The sequence below is a fragment of the Ruegeria sp. AD5 genome, from assembly GCF_056542345.1.
Window position 1 is genome coordinate 58471 of sequence record NZ_JBQFZR010000005.1, and the last position, 24104, is coordinate 82574.

At 58.4% G+C, this 24104-nt stretch carries 28 protein-coding genes and 1 riboswitch; of the genes, 20 read left to right on the forward strand and 8 right to left on the reverse strand.

All coding sequences use genetic code 11. The features are described 5' to 3' along the window. Window positions 1-49: 49 nt before the first annotated feature. Window positions 50-196: riboswitch (FMN riboswitch) on the forward strand. Window positions 197-268: 72 nt separating this feature from the next. From ACR0JG_RS18785 to cobO, 5 genes are all read left to right on the forward strand, one after another. Beyond that, on the forward strand, window positions 269-709 hold the full coding sequence (locus ACR0JG_RS18785) for a 6,7-dimethyl-8-ribityllumazine synthase (protein WP_480571856.1): 441 nt from the start codon (window positions 269-271) through the stop codon (window positions 707-709). Window positions 710-820: 111 nt separating this feature from the next. Beyond that, complete coding sequence (aroC, locus tag ACR0JG_RS18790; protein ID WP_480571859.1) at window positions 821-1921, forward strand: chorismate synthase; 1101 nt, start codon at window positions 821-823, stop codon at window positions 1919-1921. Further along, window positions 1905-2567 carry an HD domain-containing protein gene (locus ACR0JG_RS18795; RefSeq protein WP_480571862.1) on the forward strand — a complete coding sequence of 221 codons (663 nt, stop codon included), beginning with the start codon at window positions 1905-1907 and terminating at the stop codon, window positions 2565-2567. Before aroC ends, ACR0JG_RS18795 begins: the two co-directional genes overlap by 17 nt. Window positions 2568-2621: 54 nt before the next feature. Then, window positions 2622-3557 carry a DMT family transporter gene (locus ACR0JG_RS18800; RefSeq protein ID WP_170398226.1) on the forward strand — a complete coding sequence of 312 codons (936 nt, stop codon included), beginning with the start codon at window positions 2622-2624 and terminating at the stop codon, window positions 3555-3557. A 58-nt stretch (window positions 3558-3615) separates the two neighbouring features. Further along, the gene (gene cobO / locus ACR0JG_RS18805; RefSeq protein WP_480571865.1) at window positions 3616-4215 is read left to right on the forward strand and encodes a cob(I)yrinic acid a,c-diamide adenosyltransferase; all 600 of its coding nucleotides are present in this window, start codon (window positions 3616-3618) and stop codon (window positions 4213-4215) included. Here cobO and ACR0JG_RS18810 read toward each other — a convergent pair. The 4 genes from ACR0JG_RS18810 to ACR0JG_RS18825 form a co-directional block, all read right to left on the reverse strand. Beyond that, a complete protein-coding gene (locus ACR0JG_RS18810; RefSeq protein WP_170398221.1) occupies window positions 4212-4421 on the reverse strand; it encodes a hypothetical protein in 210 nt (69 codons plus the stop codon). The genes cobO and ACR0JG_RS18810 overlap by 4 nt on opposite strands. A 268-nt stretch (window positions 4422-4689) precedes the next feature. Further along, entirely contained in the window at window positions 4690-5055 is a 366-nt protein-coding gene (locus ACR0JG_RS18815; RefSeq protein ID WP_480571868.1) for an SPW repeat domain-containing protein, read from the reverse strand. A gap of 111 nt (window positions 5056-5166) precedes the next feature. Beyond that, on the reverse strand, window positions 5167-6117 hold the full coding sequence (locus ACR0JG_RS18820; protein WP_480571870.1) for an AraC family transcriptional regulator: 951 nt from the start codon (window positions 6115-6117) through the stop codon (window positions 5167-5169). 116 nt (window positions 6118-6233) lie between these two features. Further along, window positions 6234-7100 (reverse strand): branched-chain amino acid aminotransferase, encoded by an 867-nt coding sequence (locus ACR0JG_RS18825; RefSeq protein ID WP_170566675.1) that lies wholly within the window; start codon window positions 7098-7100, stop codon window positions 6234-6236. A gap of 158 nt (window positions 7101-7258) precedes the next feature. Between ACR0JG_RS18825 and ACR0JG_RS18830 the strand changes: the two genes are divergently transcribed. The 14 genes from ACR0JG_RS18830 (at window position 7259) to ACR0JG_RS18895 (ending at window position 19134) form a co-directional block, all read left to right on the forward strand. Continuing rightward, complete coding sequence (locus ACR0JG_RS18830; RefSeq protein ID WP_170398209.1) at window positions 7259-7771, forward strand: MarR family winged helix-turn-helix transcriptional regulator; 513 nt, start codon at window positions 7259-7261, stop codon at window positions 7769-7771. Next, the gene (locus tag ACR0JG_RS18835) at window positions 7768-8469 is read left to right on the forward strand and encodes a response regulator (protein WP_170513633.1); all 702 of its coding nucleotides are present in this window, start codon (window positions 7768-7770) and stop codon (window positions 8467-8469) included. Before ACR0JG_RS18830 ends, ACR0JG_RS18835 begins: the two co-directional genes overlap by 4 nt. Before the next feature lie 69 nt (window positions 8470-8538). Next, entirely contained in the window at window positions 8539-9465 is a 927-nt protein-coding gene (locus ACR0JG_RS18840) for a histone deacetylase family protein (protein ID WP_480571873.1), read from the forward strand. Further along, window positions 9462-9704: an exodeoxyribonuclease VII small subunit gene (locus tag ACR0JG_RS18845; protein ID WP_170613140.1), complete on the forward strand. Its 243-nt coding sequence runs from the start codon at window positions 9462-9464 to the stop codon at window positions 9702-9704. Before ACR0JG_RS18840 ends, ACR0JG_RS18845 begins: the two co-directional genes overlap by 4 nt. Further along, the gene (locus ACR0JG_RS18850; protein WP_480571876.1) at window positions 9705-10571 is read left to right on the forward strand and encodes a polyprenyl synthetase family protein; all 867 of its coding nucleotides are present in this window, start codon (window positions 9705-9707) and stop codon (window positions 10569-10571) included. A 14-nt stretch (window positions 10572-10585) separates the two neighbouring features. Further along, window positions 10586-12514, forward strand: a complete 1929-nt coding sequence (gene dxs / locus ACR0JG_RS18855; RefSeq protein ID WP_170595077.1) for a 1-deoxy-D-xylulose-5-phosphate synthase — start codon at window positions 10586-10588, stop codon at window positions 12512-12514. A 140-nt stretch (window positions 12515-12654) separates the two neighbouring features. Next, window positions 12655-13164 carry a ferredoxin-type protein NapF gene (napF, locus tag ACR0JG_RS18860; protein WP_480571879.1) on the forward strand — a complete coding sequence of 170 codons (510 nt, stop codon included), beginning with the start codon at window positions 12655-12657 and terminating at the stop codon, window positions 13162-13164. After that, a complete protein-coding gene (locus ACR0JG_RS18865) occupies window positions 13161-13433 on the forward strand; it encodes a chaperone NapD (RefSeq protein ID WP_170566666.1) in 273 nt (90 codons plus the stop codon). The genes napF and ACR0JG_RS18865 overlap by 4 nt, the downstream gene beginning before the upstream one ends. A gap of 17 nt (window positions 13434-13450) precedes the next feature. After that, window positions 13451-15943 (forward strand): nitrate reductase catalytic subunit NapA, encoded by a 2493-nt coding sequence (napA, locus tag ACR0JG_RS18870; RefSeq protein WP_170625402.1) that lies wholly within the window; start codon window positions 13451-13453, stop codon window positions 15941-15943. A 27-nt stretch (window positions 15944-15970) separates the two neighbouring features. Beyond that, window positions 15971-16789, forward strand: a complete 819-nt coding sequence (gene napG, locus ACR0JG_RS18875; RefSeq protein WP_170513614.1) for a ferredoxin-type protein NapG — start codon at window positions 15971-15973, stop codon at window positions 16787-16789. Beyond that, window positions 16786-17697: a quinol dehydrogenase ferredoxin subunit NapH gene (gene napH, locus ACR0JG_RS18880; RefSeq protein WP_480571882.1), complete on the forward strand. Its 912-nt coding sequence runs from the start codon at window positions 16786-16788 to the stop codon at window positions 17695-17697. The genes napG and napH overlap by 4 nt, the downstream gene beginning before the upstream one ends. A 12-nt stretch (window positions 17698-17709) precedes the next feature. Next, a complete protein-coding gene (locus ACR0JG_RS18885; RefSeq protein WP_170398181.1) occupies window positions 17710-18144 on the forward strand; it encodes a nitrate reductase cytochrome c-type subunit in 435 nt (144 codons plus the stop codon). A 26-nt stretch (window positions 18145-18170) separates the two neighbouring features. Further along, complete coding sequence (locus ACR0JG_RS18890; protein ID WP_170398176.1) at window positions 18171-18875, forward strand: NapC/NirT family cytochrome c; 705 nt, start codon at window positions 18171-18173, stop codon at window positions 18873-18875. A gap of 1 nt (window position 18876) precedes the next feature. Continuing rightward, window positions 18877-19134 carry a hypothetical protein gene (locus tag ACR0JG_RS18895; protein WP_170408114.1) on the forward strand — a complete coding sequence of 86 codons (258 nt, stop codon included), beginning with the start codon at window positions 18877-18879 and terminating at the stop codon, window positions 19132-19134. Window positions 19135-19167: 33 nt separating this feature from the next. Here the strand turns inward: ACR0JG_RS18895 and ACR0JG_RS18900 are convergent, their stop codons facing one another. Beyond that, window positions 19168-19869: a Crp/Fnr family transcriptional regulator gene (locus tag ACR0JG_RS18900; protein WP_170398170.1), complete on the reverse strand. Its 702-nt coding sequence runs from the start codon at window positions 19867-19869 to the stop codon at window positions 19168-19170. A 185-nt stretch (window positions 19870-20054) separates the two neighbouring features. On the opposite strand from ACR0JG_RS18900, the gene hemA reads away from it, so the two are divergent. After that, window positions 20055-21278 (forward strand): 5-aminolevulinate synthase, encoded by a 1224-nt coding sequence (gene hemA, locus ACR0JG_RS18905; protein WP_480571886.1) that lies wholly within the window; start codon window positions 20055-20057, stop codon window positions 21276-21278. Window positions 21279-21337: 59 nt separating this feature from the next. Here the strand turns inward: hemA and ACR0JG_RS18910 are convergent, their stop codons facing one another. Genes ACR0JG_RS18910 through ACR0JG_RS18920 form a run of 3 tightly spaced genes read right to left on the reverse strand, consistent with a single transcriptional unit; the run spans window position 21338 to window position 24098 of the window. Further along, window positions 21338-21625 (reverse strand): cytochrome C oxidase subunit IV family protein, encoded by a 288-nt coding sequence (locus tag ACR0JG_RS18910; protein WP_223117366.1) that lies wholly within the window; start codon window positions 21623-21625, stop codon window positions 21338-21340. Window positions 21626-21630: 5 nt separating this feature from the next. After that, window positions 21631-22179 carry a cytochrome c oxidase subunit 3 gene (locus ACR0JG_RS18915; protein WP_223117365.1) on the reverse strand — a complete coding sequence of 183 codons (549 nt, stop codon included), beginning with the start codon at window positions 22177-22179 and terminating at the stop codon, window positions 21631-21633. Then, window positions 22176-24098: a nitric oxide reductase activation protein NorD gene (locus tag ACR0JG_RS18920; RefSeq protein ID WP_480571890.1), complete on the reverse strand. Its 1923-nt coding sequence runs from the start codon at window positions 24096-24098 to the stop codon at window positions 22176-22178. The genes ACR0JG_RS18915 and ACR0JG_RS18920 overlap by 4 nt, the downstream gene beginning before the upstream one ends. Window positions 24099-24104 lie beyond the last annotated feature (6 nt).

A 24104-nucleotide genomic window follows, 5' to 3' on the forward strand; every position in this document is an offset into this window, starting at 1 on the left:
CCTCCTGCCAATTTCTCTTGCAGAAGCGATGTCTCCTTGGCAAGGTCCCACTCGTTCTCAGGGCGGGGCGAAATTCCCCACCGGCGGTATGCGGGCATGACCCGTAAGCCCGCGAGCGGCCCCGGTCTCCGGGGTGTCAGCAGATCTGGTGAGAAGCCAGAGCCGACGGTTACAGTCCGGATGAAAGAGAACGTGCAGCGCGCCGGTAATGCGGTGTGCCTGCTCGTGATCGCCTTGGGTGACGTGTCTGTTACGAAAGGAGATCATGATGACACACACCCGCTATGCTTTTGTCAAAGCCAACTGGCATTCAGATATTGTGGATCGCGCGCTGGATGGGTTTCTCGAACTAATTCCAGCTGATCAGGTTGATGTCTTCGACGTTCCGGGCGCTTTCGAGATGCCCCTGCTGGCCCGTGACCTGGCGCAAACGGGGCGCTACGCCGCCGTAGCCTGCGCTGCCTTTGTAGTGGATGGCGGCATCTACCGGCATGACTTCGTCGCACAAACGGTTGTCGATGGCTTGATGCGGGCCGGGCTCGATTCAGGTGTTCCGGTCCTGTCGGTCTCGCTGACACCGCATCAGTATCAGGAAACGGATCACCACAACGCCATCTATCGCGCGCATTTCATCGAGAAAGGGCGCGAGGCAGCTCATGCAGCGCTCAAGATCGCCGCAACCCGCGCCACGGTGGCTCAAGCCGCCTGATTTATTCCAATCGCGCCGCCCACAGGGCGGCGCTTGCTTCTCTGCAAATGCAAATCCACTTGAGGACCAAGGCACTCCCCGCTAATCACGTCGCTCAAAGGAGCATGCCCCATGTCGATGAACAGTTTTGGCCACCTCTTCCGCGTTACCACCTGGGGTGAAAGCCACGGGCCCGCTTTGGGTGCGACCATCGATGGCTGCCCTCCGGGTGTCACAATCGATGAGGGCATGATTCAGCATTGGCTGGACAAGCGCAAACCAGGTCAGAACAAATTCACCACACAGCGGCGCGAACCCGATCAGGTCAAAATCCTGTCTGGTGTTTTCGAAGGCCAGACCACAGGCACACCGGTGCAGTTGATGATCGAGAACACCGATCAGCGCTCGAAAGACTACGGCGACATCATGGACAAGTTTCGTCCGGGACACGCCGACATCACATACTGGCAGAAGTATGGGATCCGTGACTATCGCGGCGGCGGGCGCAGTTCGGCGAGGGAAACGGCATCACGTGTGGCGGCCGGAGGACTCGCGCGTGAGGCTATCCAACAGATCGCTCCGAATGTTCAAATCACCGGTTATATGACCCAGATCGGTCCGCACAAGATCGACCGTGCCAATTTCGACTGGTCGCAGATCGAACAGAATCCATTCTGGACGCCCGACGCCAAAGCAGCCGAAGATTGGGCCGCTTATCTGGACGAACTGCGCAAATCCGGCAACTCGGTCGGCGCAGTGGTCGAAGTGGTCGCGCGCGGCGTTCCGGCGGGGCTCGGCGCGCCGGTTTATGCCAAGTTAGACACTGATCTGGCTGCAGCCATGATGTCGATAAACGCCGTTAAAGGGGTTGAAATCGGTGAAGGCATGGACGCCGCCGAACTGACTGGCGAGGCCAACGCCGACGAGATATTCATGGGACAGGACGGCCCTCAATACAGCTCGAACCACGCAGGCGGTATTCTGGGCGGCATTTCGACCGGCCAGGATGTTGTGGTGCGCTTTGCGGTCAAGCCGACCTCGTCCATTCTGACCACCCGCAAGACCATCACCAAATCCGGCGAAGAGACCAAGATCATTACCAAAGGCCGCCACGACCCCTGCGTCGGCATCCGCGCCGTTCCGGTAGGTGAGGCAATGATGGCTTGCGTGATCCTCGATCACCTGCTCCTGCATCGTGGTCAAATCGGCGAGAACCGTGGACGGATTGGCTGATCTGCGCGCTTCGCTGCGCGCTGTCGTCAGGCAACGGATGCAGACGGATCCGGCGCATGATCTGGCGCACCTGGATCGGGTTTGGGTTAATGCGCAGGCGATTGCGGATGATGAAGCCAACCCGCGTGTCTTGCTGGCGGCGTGTTATCTGCATGATCTGATCAACCTGTCAAAAGATGATCCGGATCGGCATCTGGCCTCGATGCGATCCGCCGCTGAATCAGAGCCTATTCTTGAAGAATTCGGCTATTCCACCACTGAAATTGGAGCCGTGCAGCACGCGATTGCCGCCCATAGCTTTTCGGCTAACATCCCGCCCGAAACACCCGAAGCGCGAATATTACGGGATGCCGATCGTCTGGATGCGTTGGGTGCTATCGGTATCGCCCGCAACTTTTCAGTATCGGGCGCCTTAGGACGCACCCTTTATGACCCGTCAGATCCGTTTGCCGAAAACCGTTTGCCGAATGACCTGATTTTTTCAATCGATCACTGGCAAATAAAACTGCTGCGCTTACCCAATGATATGCTGACCGAAAAAGGCAGGGCCATCGCGCAGGACCGAGCCGCGCGGATGATGAGGTTTCTAAAGGACCTGTCAGAGGAAATCGGAGCTCAGCTTCCACTAGACTGGTCCAATCTCTGATACGTCAACTTTGGCCAGTTGATCTTTCCGCCTCAAAGGCGCAGGTTCGCGACCATGGCGAAATCCTTAACATCGCATCGTCCGGCATTGGCCGTGGCGCTTAAGCTTAGTGCGCTCGTGCTGTTCACGACGATGTCTGCATTGGTCAAGGCTTTGTCAGATGATTTCCCGCCGGGAGAGATGGTGTTTTTCCGCTCGCTTTTCGCGATTCCGGTTATCATCGCCTGGCTGGTCTGGCGAGGAGAGCTGGTGCACGGCTTTGTCGTCAAGAAGCCGATGGGCCATTTCTGGCGCGGGGTTCTGGGAACCTCGGCCATGGGACTGACCTTTACTGGTCTTAGCCTGTTGCCGCTGCCCGAGGTAACCGCCATCGGATATGCAACCCCGATCTTCACGCTGATTCTGGCTGCAATCATGTTGGGCGAGCGGATACGAATGATTCGTATCGGGGCCGTCGCGCTTGGCCTCGTCGGCGTTCTGATCATGATCTGGCCCCGGCTGGGTTCAGGCACTGCCGAAACCGCCGCAACAATAGGTGCGCTTTGCGTGCTGGCTGCAACCGTTGCCCGTGCCTTTGTGCAGATACATATTCGACAACTGGTACAGGTGGATCATCCCGCCGCAATCGTGTTCTATTTCTCTCTCACAGCGACCTTGCTTTCGGGTCTCACAGTGTTTTGGGGCTGGGTTATCCCGACATGGGAGCAAGCCGCATTGCTGGTGACAATCGGCCTGATCGGCGGAGTGGCGCAGATTCTGGTGACCTCGTCCTACAAGTTTGGACAAGCGTCAATGCTGGCACCTTATGACTACACCACAATGCTGTTCGCCATTGTCATTGGTTATTTCTGGTTCGATGAGCTGCCAACCCTTGTGATGCTGGGCGGCGCGGCATTGGTAATTGCAGGCAACGTCGTGGTGATCCTGCGTGAACGACAACTTGGCCTTGATCGGACCAAAGCGCGATCAGCAACGGATCCCAAAGCCTGACTTTACCTTTCGCAATCTTTCCCTAGGTTGGGTCGCGATACACCTATGAGGTTTCCCGATGAGCGACGCACAGAACCACAAAGAAAAGATGCAAGAGGTGCAAGCCAAGCACCGCAAGAAAGTCTCGGAAGCGGTCGATCCCGGCCGGGGACTGGTGCTGATCAATACAGGTAAGGGCAAGGGAAAATCCTCGGCTGCGTTTGGCGTGGTGATCCGGGCATTGGGCTGGGGCCAGAAAGTGGCTGTGGTTCAGTTCATCAAGGGCAAGTGGAAAACCGGTGAGCGCAGGTTCTTTGAGGGGCGCGATCTGGTCACCTGGCACACGATGGGCGAAGGGTTTACCTGGGATACACAAGACCGCGAGCGCGACATCGCGGCTGCGACTTCGGCCTTCAACAAGGCCTGTGATCTGATGAAAAGCGGCGACTACGATCTGGTTGTTCTCGACGAGATCAATATCGCCCTGCGCTACGAATACCTTTCAGTAGACACTGTTATTGAGGGGCTTCAGACCCGATCAGACAAAACCAGCGTGTTCCTGACTGGCCGGGATGCCCCGCAAGCCCTCAGGGACTATGCGGATCTGGTAACCGAGATGAACGTAGAAAAACACCCGTTCCAAGCCGGCATCAAAGCCCAACGTGGTGTGGATTTCTAGGCCCGCGCACCGCCCTCATTCAGCGCGCGCATCGAATCGCGCCTGACTGCGTACATCGTTGCGGCTGAGCGTTCTTCGAGCGCCCGGCAGCGCTCGGCGTTGCAGGTCTTGTGATCGAGATAGGCCGCGACTTCTGAGGTTAGCGCGTCGCAATCACACGATGCACAGCAGGGATCGGCCATCAGTTCTTCAAATCGATCACGCAATCGCGGGCTCCTTTGGTCGTTCCCGGGGCGATGGCGGGCTTTCACATCTGCTATTGCTGAGCCCACAGATCGCCCCGGAACCAGTTGCTTGATGGTGTCATCTGGCGTTGCGTTATATCTGATGGTTTTTGTCGGAAAATTCAAGCCTGAAAATCTGATGCAACAGGGGCGACCCATTGGGCAAATTTGGCCTTATTAGTGTCTAAAACAAAAAAGGGCCATCCGGATGCCCGCATGGCCCAGCTGATCGCTACGGTTCTGACTCACTTCAAGCAATAGCGCTCTGTTCGGGCGCGCTGAGCGAGATCACTACAACGACTGCGGCCCCGTTCACCCAGTAGAACAACGCATCAAGCCCAGAAAACCCAAACAGGCTGGGTGCCAAAAGGAAGGTGACGCCGACAAGCAGATCAACAGCCAAGTGAAACTTGTATGGCACAACCCGCCAAATCCCAAGGTGATGATCTGTCAGAACGGTCAGTAAGAATGCTGCAATGCCGGTCACAACGGACAGCCAGAGTGCCAGCGGGTTGGACTGGCCCAACCCCAGTACAAAAGGCAAAACCATCAGCGCAATCGCAACCGGGTAGTCAAGATAGGCATGGACAGAGCGGGTGACAAAACGCAGGGACATGTGAACTTCCTTTCTTCAATCAGTGATGATCAAAGATTAGGGGCGCGCGATTGAACGCAACATCTCAGTTCGTTTTGCATTTATTGCAGATCGTTCAATTAATTCGTACGATTAGTGCATCGCACGATACGCGGCGGGCGACAGTCCGACCTGCTTCTTGAACACGCGTGAAAACGCAGCCTCGGACGCGTATCCCACTTCTGCTGCAGCATCCGCAACGTTCCAGCGATTTTCGGTCAACCCATGGCACGCGATCTGCATCCGCCAGTCCGTCAGGTACTGCATCGGGGTAGTCCCCATCTTTTGTGAGAAAAGCTGCGCAAATGCGGTGCGTGACATTGCTGCTTCTCGCGCAAGCATCGCAACGCTCCACTCCTGCGCCGGAGACTGGTGAAATGCTGTCAGCGCCCGCGAGATGCGCGGATCGGCAAATCCGGCAAGCGCGGCATCATGAGGACTTTGATGTTCAAGGTATGCCCGGATCGCTTGCGCAAACAGCACTTCGGACAGTTTCAGCGCGATCAGGTCACCGCCGATACGAGCACCGGACACTTCAGATCCGATCATGCGCAATGTCGCCTCGATCCAGGCACCCGCTTCTTCACCGTAATTCTCGATCAGTATGAAAGGTGGCAACCGGTCGATCAGCATATGACCGGTTCCGTTTCGCCCGGCTGGCCCGGTGAATGAGAAATGTCCGCAAATCAGTTGCGTATCGCGCTCGTCTTCCTCACCGCCATAGACCAGGACACCATCCCCTTTGTAGCCTGTCAGCTCTAACACCTGCTCAAGGGGCAAGGCATCATAGGGTTTGACTTCATTACATAGCAGCGCATGCGGCGCACCGTGGGGAATAAGAATCAGATCACCCTGCCGCAACCGCAAGGTCTCGCCGGTTGTTGGCAGGTGCACCTTCAATTCACCGCGTTGCACAAAGTGAAACCGGGCCACATTCTCGAAGCCCGGCACCTGTATCCCAAACGGCGGAGTAAAGGATGTGCGGAAATAAAATGTGCCACGCAGAGACAGGCGTGTAAGGATATCGCTGAGAAGATCTAACATGAGCCAACGATACGGCTTGGCTCGGCAGCGTCCATACCTTTGAACGATCTGCATGCATATTTGCATGATCTGCAATCAAAACCCCCGCCTGAGCGGGGGTTCAATACGGTGTTAACTTACGCGCGGACCAATTTCTCGTAATCTTCGGCGATTTCGCGGGTCAGATCGCCGACCTCGAAGGTATAATCGCCGATCTGCCCGACAGGTGTAACCTCAGCTGCAGTGCCAGTCAGCCAGCATTGCTCGAAATCGGCCATCTCCTCGGGACGGATCCGACGTTCATGAACAGTGATGCCCTTGTCTTTCAGCATCTGGATCACCGTCTGACGAGTGATGCCGTTGAGGAAGCAATCGGCCAGCGGGGTGTGCACTTCGCCATCCTGAACGAAGAAGACATTTGCCCCCGTCGCCTCGGCGACGTTGCCATTATAATCCATGAACAAAGCATCCGAGCAGCCTTTGGCCTCAGCTTTGTGTTTGGAAATGGTGCAGATCATGTAAAGACCTGCTGCCTTGGCATGGACTGGAATGGTTTCCGGACTGGGTCGTTTCCACTCGGCGATGTCCAACTTGGCGCCTTGCATCTTAGCGTCACCGTAATAGGCACCCCAAGGCCAAACAGCGATGGCCATCCGAACCGGATTCTTGGCGGACGCCACACCCATATCCTCGCCCGAGCCACGCCAGACCAGCGCCCGTACATACGCATCTTGAAGACCACTGGCTTTGAGCGCTTCCTCCTTGGCGGCCTCGATCTCATCGACCGAGTATGGCATCGGCATATCCAGCGCCTCTGCCGACGCGATCAGGCGTTCGGAATGCTCGCGGCTTTTGAAGATCTTGCCGTTGTAAGCGCGCTCACCCTCGAACACCGAAGACGCATAATGCATCGCGTGGGACAGGATGTGCACATTGGCCTCACGCCAGGGCACCAATTCGCCATCCATCCAGATGACACCGTCGCGATCGTCATATCCAGCCATGCGAAACCTCCTGAACCGGTCGATATTTGCGAATGTTGCGCCGCTTAAGTCCATATCGGACACAATGTTGCGCAAAAACTGCGATTCGATACCTGCGCGCTCTTGGAATGTCAATAAGGCTGACATAAAGTCAGGTTATATTGCGAATGAGGCCCAACATGACCGACATCCGTCCCGCCCCGGTCTTTGGCGGAGAAAGCCTGTTGTTTCTGACAGATGAACAACTGAGGCAGGGCATCGAGGCCATGTTTTTTGCCTATCGAGGTTTTACCGCTGATCCTGATCGCATCCTGACTGAATTGGCCTATGGCCGGGCGCATCACCGGGCCATCCACTTTATCAACCGAGCGCCGGGAACGACGGTGAACAATCTGCTGGCCATATTGGGTGTCACGAAGCAATCGCTGAATCGCGTCTTGCGCAGCCTGATTGAAGATGGGTTGGTCGAAAGCCGGGTCGGAACAGTGGACAAACGCGAACGCCACCTATTTCTGACGGATAAAGGAAAGGCACTCGAGGCCAAACTATCTGACGCCCAGCGCGCCCGGATGCGTGCGGCCTACAAAGATGCGGGCCCCGAAGCGGTGGCCGGGTTTCGCAAAGTGCTTGAAGCGATGATGGATGCTGATATGCGTCGTGCATATACGAAACTGCGGGATACGACTTCATGAGCGAAATGGACGCCCATCTTCTGATCGTCGACGATGACGAGCGTATTCGTGATTTGCTCAAGAAATTCCTGATGCGCAGCGGTTTTCTTGTAACCGCGGCGCGGGATGCAGCGCACGCACGGCGGGTTTTGTCGGGGCTCGATTTCGACTTGATTGTACTGGATGTGATGATGCCCGGCGAAGACGGCGTTAGCCTGACCCGATCCCTGCGCGACACCCATTCCACCCCGATCCTGCTTTTGACGGCCAAGGGCGAGACCGAGCATCGGATTGCCGGGCTTGAGGCGGGCGCGGATGACTATCTGGCCAAGCCATTCGAGCCGAAAGAGTTGCTGCTGAGGATCAACGCCATTCTGCGTCGGATGCCAGAGACACCTGCACAGGACACGGCGGCGAAGATTCTACATCTTGGGCCCATTCGCTATGATATCGAACGCGGTGAGATGTGGCAGGGCGAAGACCCGGTGCGCCTAACCGCGACCGAAAGCCAGTTGATGAAAATATTCTCGGCTCAACCCGGCGAACCGATCAGCCGGGCCAAGCTGGTCGAAGATCTGGGGCGTGACAAAGGTCAGGCACAGGAGCGCGCTGTGGACGTACAGATCACCCGCTTGCGTCGGAAGCTTGAGCAAGATCCGAAGCAACCCCGGTATCTGCAGACCGTACGGGGTGCAGGGTATATGTTGGCACCGGATTGATTTTGCCGCTGCGCGGCGATCTTAAGCCTTCGGCGAAGGTATTTTTAGCCAGATGAAGATGGGATCCTGATGAAAACCGCCCTATTGACCCATGCAGATTGTTTGCACCATGTGACACCTGAGGGACATCCGGAACGGGTTGCGCGGTTGGAGCATATCCTGCATGCGCTTGAGGGGCTGGATCTTCAGCGTGTGACGGCGCCGTTGGCGGCGGATGATGATCTGCTAAGGGTGCATCCGCAGAACCATATCAGCGATATTCTCGACCATAGGCCCCCGGATGGGTTCAAGCAGATTGATGGGGATACGTTCATGTCACCTGGATCTGTTGATGCGGCCTATCGTGCGGCGGGCGCGGTGGTGCGGGCCGTTGATTTGGTACTGACCGGCGAAGCGCCGAACGCGTTTTGCGCTATTCGGCCTCCGGGGCATCATGCCGAGACCGAGACGGCCATGGGGTTCTGCCTGTTTGGGAATGCCGCGCTGGCTGCAAAGCACGCGTTGGATCATCACGGGTTGAACCGCGTGGCAGTGGTGGATTTCGACGTGCATCATGGCAACGGCACGCAAGACCTGCTGTGGGATGAGAAACGCGCTTTGGTGATTACCAGCCAGCAGATGCCCTTGTGGCCCGGCTCGGGCCGCCCGGATGAGACCGGTGCTTATGAGACTGTTTTGAACATACCATTGGCTCCGGGCACGGGTGGGGCCGAGATGCGGGCAGCCTATGAGGCGCAAGCCTTTCCGCGTCTGCGGGCGTTCAGGCCGGAACTGATCATTATCTCCGCTGGGTTTGATGCGCATCAGGATGATCCGTTGGCCAATCTCAATTGGTCCACGGGCGATTTCGCCTGGATCACGGCGGAGCTGTGCAAGATTGCCGATGAAGTGTGTGATGGCCGTATCGTCTCGACTCTGGAAGGCGGTTATGATCTGAACGCATTGGCCGAGGCGACACGCGCCCATGTGGAAGAACTGATAAAGGCAGCACGATGACCGATACCCCAGTTGAACAGATGACGTTCGAACAAGCGATGAAAGAGCTTGAGGCCGTGGTTGGCCAGTTGGAACGTGGTGATGTGGCGCTGGATCAATCGATTGCGCTGTACGAACGTGGCGCCGCATTGAAGAAGCGCTGCGAGGATGAGCTGAAGCGTGCCGAGGAAAAAGTGGCCGCGATCACTCTGGACGCAGGTGGCCAGCCAACCGGGACGACGCCTGTCGAAGGTCAGTAAATGTTTCGTGAAAAGCTGGCACAGGATGCCGCGCTGATTCAGAGCCATTTCGATCTGGTTCTGAGCGCGCTGGATGAACTGGATGTGACCCGCGCGATGACCTATGCCACGCAAGGCGGCAAACGTCTGCGAGGGTTTCTGGTACTGGAAAGCGCGCGGCTGCTTGGCGTCGGTACAGCTCGGGCAATCTGGCCAGCGACGGGTATCGAAGCGCTGCATGCATACTCTCTGGTCCATGACGACCTGCCTTGCATGGATGATGACGACCTGAGGCGTGGACGCCCGACGGTGCACGTGAAATGGGATGAGGGCACCGCCGTTCTGGCCGGGGATGCGCTGCAGACACTTGCGTTTGAGCTTTGCGCTCGACCAGAGGTTGGAAACGCTGAAATACGCGCTGAACTGGCTCTAACGCTCGCAAAAGCGAGCGGCGCACAGGGTATGGTTCTGGGTCAGGCGCTGGATATCGCCGCTGAGACGGCGGCGGAGCCGCTGACACTGGATGAGATTACACATCTGCAAGCGGGCAAGACCGGTGCGTTGATCGAATGGTCCGCCTGTACGGGTGCGCGATTGGCGCAGGCCGATCCCACCCCCTTGCGCCAATATGCCCAGGCGCTTGGGCTTGCCTTTCAGATCGCGGATGACATTTTGGATGTCGAAGGAGATGCCGAAAAGGCCGGAAAGCGGCTGCAGAAAGACGCTGAGGCGGGCAAGGCGACCTTTGTCTCGCTACTGGGTTTGGACGCCGCCAGATCCCGTGCAATTGAGCTTGTGGAACAGGCTTGTGCTGCGCTGGACGAACATGGCTCCGCTGCAGAAACCTTGAAGCAGGCTGCCCGCTTCGTTATTGCCCGGGACAGCTAAGCCAGGAACGCCAAATGTCTGACCGCCCGAATACGCCCTTGTTGGACCTTGTGAGCCGCCCAGCGGATCTGAAGCAGTTTTCAGATGCGCAGTTGCATCAGGTCGCACATGAGTTGCGGGCCGAGACGATTTCGGCAGTGTCGGTGACCGGAGGGCATCTGGGCGCGGGTCTGGGTGTCGTCGAGCTGACCACGGCGTTGCACGCGGTATTCGACACGCCACGAGACAAGATCATCTGGGACGTAGGTCACCAGTGTTATCCGCACAAGATTCTGACAGAACGCCGGGACCGAATTCGCACCCTTCGCACAAAAGACGGCCTGAGCGGATTCACCAAGCGCAGTGAAAGCGCCTATGATCCATTCGGCGCTGCACATTCCAGTACTTCGATCAGTGCCGCGCTAGGCTTTGCTGTCGCGCGTGATCTGGGCGGCGTTACGCCTGAAGGGCTGGGCGATGCGATCGCTGTGATCGGCGATGGCTCTATGTCCGCCGGCATGGCCTTTGAGGCGATGAACAACGCAGGCCACCTGAAGAAACGCTTGATCGTAATTCTCAATGACAATGAGATGAGCATTGCACCGCCGGTGGGTGCCCTATCGAACTATCTATCGCGCATCTATGCCGAAGAACCGTTTCACGATCTGAAAGCTGCTGCCAAAGGTGCGGTGTCGTTGCTGCCGGAACCCTTCCGCGAAGGGGCAAAGCGCGCCAAGGATATGCTGAAGGGCATGGCCATGGGCGGGACGCTATTTGAAGAGCTCGGCTTTTCCTATCTTGGCCCCATCGACGGGCATGATCTGGACCAGTTGCTGCCGGTTCTGCGTGCGGTCAAGGCGAAGGCAAGCGGACCGATCCTGATCCATGTGTTGACCAAGAAAGGCAAGGGGTATGCCCCCGCCGAACAGGCCCGCGACAAGGGTCACGCGACCGCCAAGTTCGATGTGGTGACGGGCGAGCAGAAAAAGGCGCCTTCGAACGCGCCTTCCTATACCTCGGTCTTTGGCAAGACACTGGTCGATGAAGCAGCGCGGGATGACAAGATCGTCGCGGTTACAGCCGCGATGCCGGACGGTACCGGGCTGAACCTGTTTGCCGAGCGCTATCCGTCGCGCTGTTTCGACGTTGCGATTGCCGAACAGCATGGCGTGACCTTCTCGGCTGCGCTGGCCGCCGGGGGCATGAAACCATTCTGTGCGATGTATTCGACCTTCCTGCAGCGTGGCTATGATCAGGTTGTGCATGATGTGGCGATCCAACGCCTGCCGGTGCGATTTGCCATCGACCGTGCGGGTCTGGTTGGGGCAGACGGTGCGACCCATGCGGGGTCGTTTGATATTGCTTACATGGCCAACCTTCCGGGTATGGTTGTCATGGCGGCTGCAGATGAGGCCGAATTGATGCACATGGTCGCCACTGCGGTGGCACATGACGATGGCCCGATCGCTTTCCGGTATCCTCGCGGCGAAGGAGCGGGCGTTGATCTGCCCGAGCGCGGAGAAGTATTGGAGATCGGCAAGGGCCGGTTGATCCAGAAAGGCGCCCGGGTGGCGCTGCTGTCTTTCGGTACGCGGCTGGCCGAGGTGCAGAAAGCAGCAGAGGCGCTATCGGCGCGCGGGATCAAGCCCACCATCGCCGATGCACGCTTTGCCAAACCGCTGGATCGGGACCTGATCCTTGATCTGGCTGCCAATCACGAGGCACTGATCACCATCGAGGAAGGGGCCATCGGCGGCTTTGGCAGCCATGTTGCGCAATTGCTTGCGGATGAGGGCATGTTTGACGAAGGGTTGAAGTATCGCTCGATGGTGCTGCCGGATATCTTCATCGATCAGGCGAGCCCGGCGGATATGTACGCCGTCGCAGGAATGAACGCAGAACAGATCGAGGCAAAGGTTCTCTCGGTTCTTGGCGTTGCTACAATCGGTGAGAAACGCGCCTGATATTCGGGTGCTGCCGCCCCTGGATGCTGAAAAAATAAGCAGCTCAAAAATGATCTAGGTCAATTCCTTACACGCTGTGTTACGCTAACACCCGAGTCAGGCAGGCCAACCCCTGTCGATCACTCAAAGGTCGCGAGCGAATGAACAAGCTAGCCAGCCGACGCGCATTCCTGAAAGGGAAAGTGCTGCGCGAGGATACATCAGCCATCCACCCACCGGGTGCGGTGACCGAGTTTCTTGAGCTTTGCACCCAATGCGACGAATGCCGCGAGGCCTGCCCTGAAGATATCATCCGTTTCGACGCGCAAGGCTGGCCTGTTGTGCAATTGGATGCAGGCCCCTGCACTTTTTGCGGTGATTGCGCCAACGCTTGCCCGACCGGGGCGCTGAATCCTGAACACGTGGCTGATTGGCCTTGGCGCGCTGCGGTGTCGGCCTCTTGCCTGTCGATGAATGGTGTCAGCTGTCGGGTTTGTCAGGATGTGTGCGACCAAAACGCGATCCGCTTTCGGCTGCAAACCGGTGGTCGTGCTGAACCCAAACTCGACACCGATATTTGTACCGGCTGTGGCGCTTGTGCCAGCGCCTGTCCTGCCGGTTCTGTCAGCTTCGAACGCCACACCCCGCCCGCTCAGGAGGTAGCCTTATGAATATCTGTGGATGCCTCGTCCATGTAACCCCCGAAACCACGCAGAGTGCACAGGCCGCGATTGCAAGTACAAACGGGGCAGAAGTTCACGCGGCATCCGAGGATGGCCGCATTGTTGTTGTGGTCGAGGATACGCCGGAAAAAATGGCGTCCGAGACGATCATGGATCTGCATCAGATCCCGGGTGTGATCTCTCTGACCCTGACCTACCACCATTTCGAAGACCTCGCGGAGACCCGTCCGCACCTTAATGCTTCTCGCCAGATCTAAAGCCGGAGACCCATGTCATGACCATCTCTGAATCCCGCCGGACCTTCTTGAAATCAACCGCCGCCGCTGCGACAGCATCAGCCGCAGGACTTCCTCTTGCGACCGGACAAGCCAGCGCTCAGGTCGGCAACCCTGATATCCGTTGGGACAAAGCCGCCTGCCGGTTCTGCGGCACCGGATGCTCGGTTCTGGTTGGCACCAAAGACGGGCGCGTGGTCGCCACGCAAGGCGACCCGGATGCGCCGGTGAACCGCGGTCTGAACTGTATCAAGGGCTATTTCCTGTCCAAGATCATGTACGGCAAAGACCGCCTGACCACGCCGATGCTGCGCAAAACCAACGGCGAATATGACAAGAACGGTGAATTCGAACCCGTCAGCTGGGACGAAGCCTTCGACGTCATGGCTGCCAAGTGGAAAGAGGCCCTTGCCAAGAAAGGCCCGACCAGTGTCGGCATGTTCGGTTCGGGCCAGTGGACCGTTTGGGAGGGCTACGCTGCTGCCAAACTGATGAAGGCTGGTTTCCGGTCCAACAACATCGACCCGAACGCGCGCCACTGTATGGCCTCGGCGGTTGTCGGCTTCATGCGCACCTTCGGCATTGATGAACCAATGGGCTGCTATGACGATTTCGAGCACGCAGACACATTCGTGCTCTGGGGCTCGAACATGGCCGAGATGCACCCGATTCTGTGGTCACGCCTGACCGACACACGTCTGACCAAACCAGGATCCGAAGTGCATGTACTGTCGACCTATGAACACCGCTCGTTCGAGTTGGCCGACAATGGAATGGTCTTTGCGCCGCAGACCGATCTGGCGATCCTGAACTATATCGCCAACTACATTATCCAGAACGGCGCGGTGAACGAAGAGTTCGTCAACAAACACGTCAACATCACCAAGACCGCCACCGATATTGGCTATGGACTGCGCGATAACAACCCGCTGCAGGAAGAGGCAGAGAATCCAAACTCTGGCAAGATGGAGCCGATCAGCTTCGAAGAATATGCCGAAGCGGTATCGGAATACACGCTGGAGTACACATCGGAACTCTCAGGTGTTCCTGCCGCTCAGCTTGAGCGTCTGGCCCAGCAATATGCCGACCCCAACCGCAAAGTGATGAGCCTGTGGACCATGGGCTTCAACCAGCACACTCGCGGATCGTGGGTGAACTCGCTGATGTACAATGTGCACCTGCTGGTGGGTAAGATTTCCGAACCCGGAAACTCGCCCTTCTCGCTCACCGGTCAACCCTCGGCCTGTGGTACGGCACGTGAGGTCGGAACCTTCGCTCACCGTCTGCCGGCTGATATGGTTGTTGCAAACGACAAGCACCGCGAGATTTGCGAGACCGCGTGGAAAATTCCTGCGGGCACCATCCCACCCAAACCCGGATTCCACGCCGTTTTGCAGCACCGCAAGCTGAAGGACGGCGATCTGAATGCCTATTGGGTGCAGTGCACCAACAACATGCAGGCCGCGCCCAATATCAACGAAGAAGGCTATCCCGGCTATCGCAACCCGGAGAACTTCATTGCCGTCTCCGATCCCTATCCTACTGTAACAGCCCTGTCGGCTGACCTGATCCTGCCTACCGCCATGTGGGTCGAGAAGGAAGGCGCCTATGGCAACGCCGAGCGTCGCACCCAATTCTGGCGGCAACAGGTCAAAGCTCCGGGCGAAGCGAAATCCGATCTGTGGCAGTTGATGGAGTTCTCCAAACGCTTCACCGTTGAAGAGGTTTGGGGCGAGGAACTGCTGGCAACCATGCCAGAACATCGTGGTAAGACCATGTATGACGTGCTGTTCGCCAATGGCACGATCGACAAGTTCCCGCTGTCAGAGACCGCAGAGGGTTTCGACAACGACGAGTCCGAGCACTTTGGCTACTACGTGCAAAAGGGCCTGTTCGAGGAATATGCCGAGTTTGGGCGCGGCCACGCGCACGATCTGGCCCCATTCGAAACCTACCACCAGGCGCGTGGCCTGCGCTGGCCAGTCGTGGATGGCAAGGAAACACTGTACCGCTTCCGAGAAGGCTATGATCCGTATGTGCCTGAAGGCGAAGACGTGAAATTCTATGGCCATAAGGACGGCAAGGCCAAGATCATCTTCGCGCCATACGAACCCGCCCCCGAGGTACCGGATGAGGAATTCAACCTGTGGCTCTGCACCGGGCGTGTGCTGGAACATTGGCATTCAGGTTCGATGACCCGCCGCGTGCCCGAACTGCACCGCTCCTATCCCGCCGCCGTTGTCTACATGCACCCGGATGATGCGCGCGACCGCGGTCTGCGCCGCGGGCAGGAGATCGTTCTTTCCACCCGCCGCGGCGAAGTTAACAGCCGGGTCGAAACCCGAGGCCGGAACAAAGTGCCGCGTGGCCTGGTGTTCATGCCATGGTTCGACGAAGGCCAGTTGACAAACAAGCTGACTTTGGACGCGACCTGCCCGCTCTCGAAAGAGACCGACTTCAAGAAATGCGCTTGTAAGGTCGAGCGCGCGTAAAAGGCTGGCAAGGCAAAGGTCGTCCCCATGTCTCGTGTTGGCACACCCCTTTCGCCGCAGCGGCGCCGGTTCCTGCAGGACTCAGCGCGCGCAGCGGGTGGCTGCGTAGCAGCCGGGTCCTTGCTGGCCTGGCTGGCGCGGGACGCACGGGCGTTGCCGGCCGAGGCATTGCGCCCCCCCGGTGCCTTGCCGGAAAAAGACTTTCTGTCAGCCTGCATCCGCTGTGGTCTGTGCGTGCGAGAGTGTCCCTATGACACGCTGAAACTGGCCGAGCTGGGTGTCGATGCGGTGGCCACCGGCACGCCGTATTTCACCGCCCGCGATATCCCTTGCGAAATGTGTGACGACATCCCCTGCGTCGCTGCCTGCCCGACCGGGGCGCTGGACCCGGGACTGGACAATATCGACGACGCCAAGATGGGTGTCGCCGTTCTGGTCGATCAGGAAAACTGCCTAAACTTCTTCGGCCTGCGCTGCGATGTCTGTTACCGCGTCTGCCCCGTCATCGACGAGGCCATTACGCTGGAGACCGAACACAACGCCCGCTCAGGCAGTCATGCAATCTTCATTCCAACCGTTCACGCCGATCATTGCACCGGCTGCGGCGTTTGCGAGAAAAGCTGCGTTCTGCCCGAAGCGGCGATCAAGGTGCTGCCCGCCCGATTGGCTCGGGGCAGCAGCGCCGATCACTACCGCAAGGGCTGGGAAGAGAAAGAAGCCAAAGGCGCGCCCGTCGTCGAAGGTATCATCGATTTGCCTGATCGCCTGCCGGGACCGGGCACCGATAACCTTGTCGCACCGGGCGGGTTTGAGCCCAGCTTCAAATTGCCGGAGGTCACTCAATGACCGTCCGCACAAACATGCCGCTGGGGCATGAAGCTATCGCCGCCAAAGGTTGGCTGAGTGCCCATAAATACCTGCTGCTGCGCCGCGCCAGCCAGGTGTTCTTCCTGGTACTGTTCCTGTTGGGCCCGTGGTTCGGCCTCTGGATCGTGCAGGGCACTCTGGCCGGGTCGCTGACCCTAGGCGTACTGCCCCTGACCGATCCGTTTGTCTTTCTGCAAAGTCTGATCGCAGGGCACTGGCCCGAGCTGACCGCCGCCATTGGTGCCGTCATCGTTCTGGTTACCTACGCGCTGGTCGGAGGCCGCGTCTATTGCTCGTGGGTCTGCCCGATCAACCCTGTAACCGACGGCGCGCACTGGCTGCACCGCAAGCTGGGCCTGCAAAAAGGCTGGCAGCCCAAACGCGGAACGCGGCTGTGGATCATGGCCACCGTGCTGGTCGTGTCCGGCCTGTCCGGCGCAATTGCATGGGAACTGGTCAACCCGATCACCATGCTGCATCGCGGACTGATCTTTGGCATGGGCTTCGTCTGGGCGATGGTCGCCGCGATCTTCCTGTTTGACTTGCTTGTCTCGCGCCATGGATGGTGCGGCCATGTCTGCCCCGTAGGCGCATTCTACGGACTGGTGGGCAGCAAGGCGATGCTGCGGGTCAGCGCCGCCAATCGCAACGCCTGTGACGATTGCATGGACTGCTACGCGGTTTGCCCGGAAAACCATGTGATCTCTCCGGCGCTGAAAGGCAAAGACAACCCGCTGATCCTGTCGCCCGACTGCACCAATTGCGGTCGCTGCATCGATGTCTGCGCTGAAGACGTTTTCAAATTCACCCATCGGTTCGACGCCCTGACCGTCGCGCCACCGGAATCAACCGCCGCGCCCCAGCCGCGCGCCTCAAGACCTTTTTGAAGGAGTGAGAAGATGAAAAAGCCGATCCTAGTGGGCCTTGCCCTGATCCCGCCGCTGCTCCTCGGTGGCCTGGCCCTCGCGCAGTCTGCCGGAGTTAACAGCCTACGCGGTGCCGAAGTCGATGAGCCCGCCGTCCTGGATCAGGTGCATCGGACAGTCGAAGGCCGTATGCAGCGCAATTATCGCCAGCAGCCGCCGCTGATCCCACATTCGATCGAACAGTACCAGATCGACCTGCGTACCAATCAGTGCCTCTCCTGCCATGACTGGACCAAGGCTGGTGAACGCAACGCTCCGACGTTGTCGATGACTCACTATCTGGACCGCGAAGGGCGAGAGTTGGATCAGATCGCCGGCACACGGTATTTCTGCAATCAGTGCCACGTACCACAGGCCGATGCGCTGCCTCTGGTCGATAACACTTTTGAACCTTCCTCCGGAAACTGAACACAGGTCGAAAAGGAGAGCGCGACATGTCCGACTCCCAAGAAAAACAAGGACTCATCCGGCGCCTCTGGACCTGGTTCTGGAGCCCGATCGCCGTCCTCAGTGTCGGCTTTACACTACTGGCCGGGTTTCTAGCAGGCATCCTGTTCTGGGGTGGGTTCCACTGGGCACTGGAATTGACCAACACGGAAGAGTTCTGCGTATCCTGCCACACGATGGAAACCAATCTGGGCGAATATCGGGAAACGGTCCATTACAATAACGATTCCGGCGTGCGGGCCATCTGTTCCGATTGCCACGTCCCGGACGAGTGGAACCACAAGATCAAAGCCAAGATCATGGCCGTGAAGGACGTCTACCACGAACTGGCAGGCACCATCAGCACGAAAGAGAAGTATGAGGACCATCGTCTTTCCATGGCGTCGGCCGTATGGAAGAAGATGAAGGAATCCGACAGCCGCGAATGCCGCAACTGCCACAACTTTGACTATATGGACTTCACCCTTCAGGAAACCCGCGCAGCCAGCGAACACCAGCGCGCAATCGACACCGGCATGACCTGCATCGATTGCCACCAGGGCATCGCACACAGTCTCCCACCCAATTATTTGGAAACGTATGAGAAGATTGCGAAAGAGGTAGATGGTGAGGTTCTGCAGGAACACGCTGCAGCATCAGGGGACGACATCCGCGCGTTCCTGAACAAAAGCTCGGAACAAGGTGGGGACTGAGATGTTAGAGATACTTGGAACCATCGGCGGTAACGTACTGGGTCTGCCCGGCATTCTGGGTCTGGCACTGGGAATGATGACGCGCCAATACTGGTTGGGCGCACTGATGGGTGGATTGGTTGGCCTGATCGCGCCTCTGCTCTTTGCCGGTTGGCAGATTTCCCACGTTGGAACGATAGCGCTGCTGATCGCAATTATCGTTGGTCTCTGCGCCGGAAGTCTGGGCACCGCCATTCGCCGCAAGGGCGCAACCGTCTGAAGTGGTTGGTCGGGCCCGGCGGCAATTCCGGGGTCACCGCCCCCAGTTTTCCGCCGGATCGCTTTCCGCATAGTCCCGCAAAAGCGCGATATCCGAGATTTCGGCGTGGTTGCGGTTGATCTTCACACCCACCGCCTTGAGCCGCGAAAACGCCCGGCTCAGGCTTTCCGGCTTCATCCCCAGACGGCCTGCGATGAGCATCTTGTCGTAGGGCAGCAAAACCTCGCATCCGCCTTTGTCGCTGTCGCAGAGATTCAACAAAAACTCGGCCACGCGTTGCGCTCCAGTCTGAGCCTTGAGTTGCTCTAGCTGCGCCACCAACGAGTGAAGATGGGTAAAGGTCGCGGCCAGAATAGAAATACCGATCTCAGGGTCCTCTCTCATCAATGAGATCAGGATCGGACTGGGGATATGCATGACATCACAGGCCGATACGGCCTCGGCGGATACAGGATAGGGAACGTTACGCAGAGCTACGGCCTCACCAAAGCTGTCACCACGTTTGAAGACGCTCACGACGGCTTCGGCCCCGGTGGGGGTCATGCGGAACAGCTTGACCCAACCCTCAAGCACGACGTGGATGGCCTGCGCTTTTTCCTCCTGCAGGAATATTGTCTCACCACGGTCATACTGACGCCAGATCGCGTGGCTCAGCAGTGTTTCCACATGCTGTTCCGGTAAACTGCGCAGCAGCAGCGACTGACGTGCGATCGCTTTTTGTGCTTCGTGAGACAAGAGAATACCCCTGTTATTTCCTGCCGGCGCATGGGCGCGGTCGGTCCATCCCTGTTCCACGCTATGCCAGAGCCGGCAGTTGTGCACCATAGTTTTATGTTGCCTAAACTTGACTATTGTCATGTTGCGGCTTGGTTCGCTGCCCTATTCTCGGCTCAAAGCCAGTATTCCGGGGAGCACGTAACATGGACTACGAGCGTTATTTCAGTCAAAGCCTCAGTGACCTTCGGGATGAAGGGAACTATCGTGTTTTCATAGACTTGCAACGTCGCTGTGGTTCTTTCCCGAACGCGCGTCAGACGGATGGATCTGTCCAGCGAAATGTGCGGATCTGGTGTTCGAATGACTATCTCGGCATGGGTCAGCACCCATCTGTTATCGATGCAATGCATGACGCATTGGATCGCTGCGGCGCGGGGGCCGGGGGCACGCGAAACATATCAGGCACCACTCACGACCACGTGCTGCTTGAGGCCGAACTGGCCGATCTGCATGGAAAGGAAGCCGCGCTTCTGTTTACTTCCGGGTATGTTTCGAATTGGGCAGCCCTTGGCACTCTCGCCGCGAAAATCCCCGGCCTGATCGTATTCTCTGATGCACTGAACCATGCCTCGATGATCGAAGGCATTCGCCACTCGCGGGCGCAGAAGGTGATCTGGAAACACAACGATCTGGATGACCTTGAAACCAAACTGGCCGCAGCTGATCCCGATGCGCCAAAGATGATCGCGTTCGAGTCGGTCTATTCGATGGATGGTGACATCGCCCCCATCAAAGAGATTTGCGATCTCGCCGACAAATACGGCGCGATGACCTATCTGGATGAGGTTCATGCCGTTGGCCTCTATGGGGCACGCGGCGGTGGTATCGCTGAACGAGAAGGCCTCATGGATCGCCTGACGGTGATCGAAGGCACGCTTGGTAAAGCGTTCGGTGTGGTGGGCGGGTATATTGCTGCCTCGGCTGCGCTGTGCGATTTCGTGCGCAGCTTCGCCAGCGGGTTTATTTTTACCACCGCCCTGCCACCATCGATCGCGGCCGGGGCCGCGGCCTCGATCCGGCATTTGAAACAATCGAATGCTGAACGCGACCTGCAGAAAGCCCGTGTATCGCAGGTTCGGGCTCGTTTGGATGCGGAAGGTATTCCTCATATTCCTAACCCCAGCCACATCATCCCGGTGATGGTTGGCGATCCGGTGAAGTGCAAGTTCATCTCGGACACGCTGCTGGAAGAGTTCGGCATCTACATTCAGCCGATCAATTATCCCACCGTACCAAAAGGGACCGAGCGTCTGCGGATCACGCCGTCTCCGGTACATACGGATGAGGATATCGAGCATCTGGTTGGCGCGCTGTCCACCCTCTGGCAACGCTGTCAGATTGCGCGCATGCCGATGGCAGCCCAGTAACCAAGAAGCGCCCCCTAGCGTAATACTTCGCCGTCTCCCCGGAGGCGGCGTTTTTTGAGTCAGATCAGGTAGAGGGCGAAGACAATGATGGCAAAGCCCGTCAGCACCATGGTGACACCTCGCAGCCAGGCCGGGCTGTTTACGAGATCAAGATAACAAGCCAGGATAACGCGACATTTCGCCAGTGCGAGGACCAGAATACACCCCGCCAGAACGGCTGGCGGGATGGGCAGCACAGTCAGCAGTGCTGATGCGACGCTGAGCACCAAAAGGGTCAGCCATGCACGTGTGAGCGAATTATGGAGCGCCCTTCGCCAGTATTTGGGAAAAGATGGTGCTGCAGGCATCGGAATTATCCCAGCAGGTAGATCACGGGGAAAAGCAGGATCCAGACCAGATCGACCATGTGCCAGAATTGTGCACCTGCCTCAATGTTGCGTGGATCGTCACGCCAGGCGACCAGCAGCAGGATACCGACCCCTGCCAACACATGTGCGGCGTGAAACCCGGTCAGCAGATAATAGAACAGGAAAAATGGGTGGGTCTCATGGGTGATCCCCTGTGCAGCTTTGCCCGCGTATTCCGCACCTTTGATGATCAGGAACACGACACCCAGCGCGGCGGCAGTGATCAAGGCCATTCGAGCCACGCCCCGGCGCGCGATTTTTCGCCACTGCAGCGCCTGCGCCGCCAGATAGCCCGAAGTGACCAGCACCACCGTGTTGAGCGCTGCCCCTGTCCGGTAAAGGTGCGATTGAGCCTCGGCAAATCCTGTCGGGTCGGTCAGGCGCACGCCCATAAAGGCAATCAGGCCCGCGCCGAAAACCAGCAATTCCGAGATGATCAGAACCCACATCAGCAGCTCGCCCGGAAGCTCATCGATCAAAGAGGCGTCGCTCATGCTCCAACCAGTTGGCGGTAGATCTGAGGCAGGGCCATGATCAGCCGGTGCGGGTCGGGGATGACGGCGAAGCCGCCTTGACCGAACATGCGCGGGAACCAGCTTTTGCCGGTTTTGTCGATGGTAACGCCAAAGACCGATTGCCCTGCCCTACGCGCCTCGCGCACGGCCATGCAGGTGTCTTCGATACCGTGGCGACCCTCGTAATGGTCCAGGTCGTTGGGTTTGCCGTCAGTGATGATCAATAGCAACCGGCGTTTGCGCGATTGGCTGGCCAGATCGGCGGAACAATGGCGTATTGCGGCGCCGAGGCGGGTATAGTGGCCGGGGCGCAGCGAGGCGATGCGCTGTTCCACCAAACTACCCATCGGCTCATCGAAGCGTTTACAGCGCTGCACGTAAACCCGCTGGCGTTTCAGCGAGCTGAAGGCGTGGATGGCGAAATCGTCGCCGCAGGCGTTCAGACCCCAGGCGAGTGCCGCAAGAGCCTCGCGTTCAATGTCGATTACGGCGCGGCCTGTGACGGCGCTTTCGGTCGAGCGGCTGACATCCAGCAGGATAGACACCGCCAGATCGCGTGCCTCGGGGCGCGATTGCATCCAAATGCGTTCGGTGCCTTCGCCATTGGCACAACGGTCTACCTGCGCCCGAACGGCTGCCTCGATATCCAATTGGTCACCATCCAGATGACCACGCGTCATCACGCGGCCCGGGCGCAGCGCCTCGAACTGGCGTTTCACGGCGCGGATGCGGCGGGCAGTGGCGGGGTCTTTGCCGAACTCGGCGGCATCTTCGCGAATCTCGGCATCCGAGGTCAGAACGTTGACATGATCGGGCAAGTATTGGCCGATGCGCACGTCCCATTCGGGATACAAAACCCGTCCCGACAGGCGTTCGCGGTTCACGTCCTCCGGAGCGAGGTCCAGATGAAGTTTCAGTTTGGTCGGCGGCGCCTTCGAGATCTGACCCAAGCCAATCTCTTCCTGATCATCGGCGGCTTTCTTGGCGTTATCAGGATCGTCATCGTCGATGCGCCGGTTGATGTTCAGGAACTCAGCCCAACTGAGGATCGCTTCGAACTTGTGCAGGATGAAACTGTCGCTGCGGTTGGCCTGATCCGATTTGCGGCGGCGGGCACGGTGGGTTTTTTCGCCGGATTCCTCGGGCGGTCCTTCGGTTTCGGGGTTCTCCACTTCGTTATGTTCGGAGAACCCGACCGGGCGCAACTCGGGCCACAGCGGGACAGGCCGGAAATGCTGATAGCTGCGCGGGGCGGTGAGGTCGTCATCCAACGCTAGAAGATGTTCAGCCTTTGGCGACAAAGGCGCGGGGTCGCCCAGCATGTGGCGGACCAGTTCTTCAACCGCTGCCTCGACGGGTGGCAGCCCGGAAATGTCGCGTTGATACAGAACGCCCTTGCACAGCTCGGTATAAAGCGGGCGCAGGCCGGGGGCGTTGTGCAACGCCGCCTCGACCATCTGTCGGGCGGCGACAAGCGCATGCAGGTCGGCGCGCAACGGGTCGTCTTCGTCGATACGAGTTCCGGCATGTGCAGCGGCGGCGGCCAGCCAGACATAAAGCGCACCGTTGGCTTCACGCGCGGGAAACACCGCCAGCCGATCCGGCAAACGCAGAACTTCGCCATCGAACGACGCACGCGGCATCATCTCGGCCTCGGTTGCCAGACGACGACGCCACCCCAGACGGTGGCGCGAAATCTCGGGCGAGACCGGGCGCAATTCTACGCCCGGACTACCCCCAAGTCCTCGAAAGAGGACTGCCAGCCGCCCTGCGACCTCTGAGAGGTCGACCGCGGCTCCATCATGCACTTCAGGTGCATCAAGGCGACTGGCAAGGGTGTGCCACAGTTTCCCGATCGTTTCTTCGGGTTCCCATGGCTCAAAATCGATCCTGACCATCGGCCG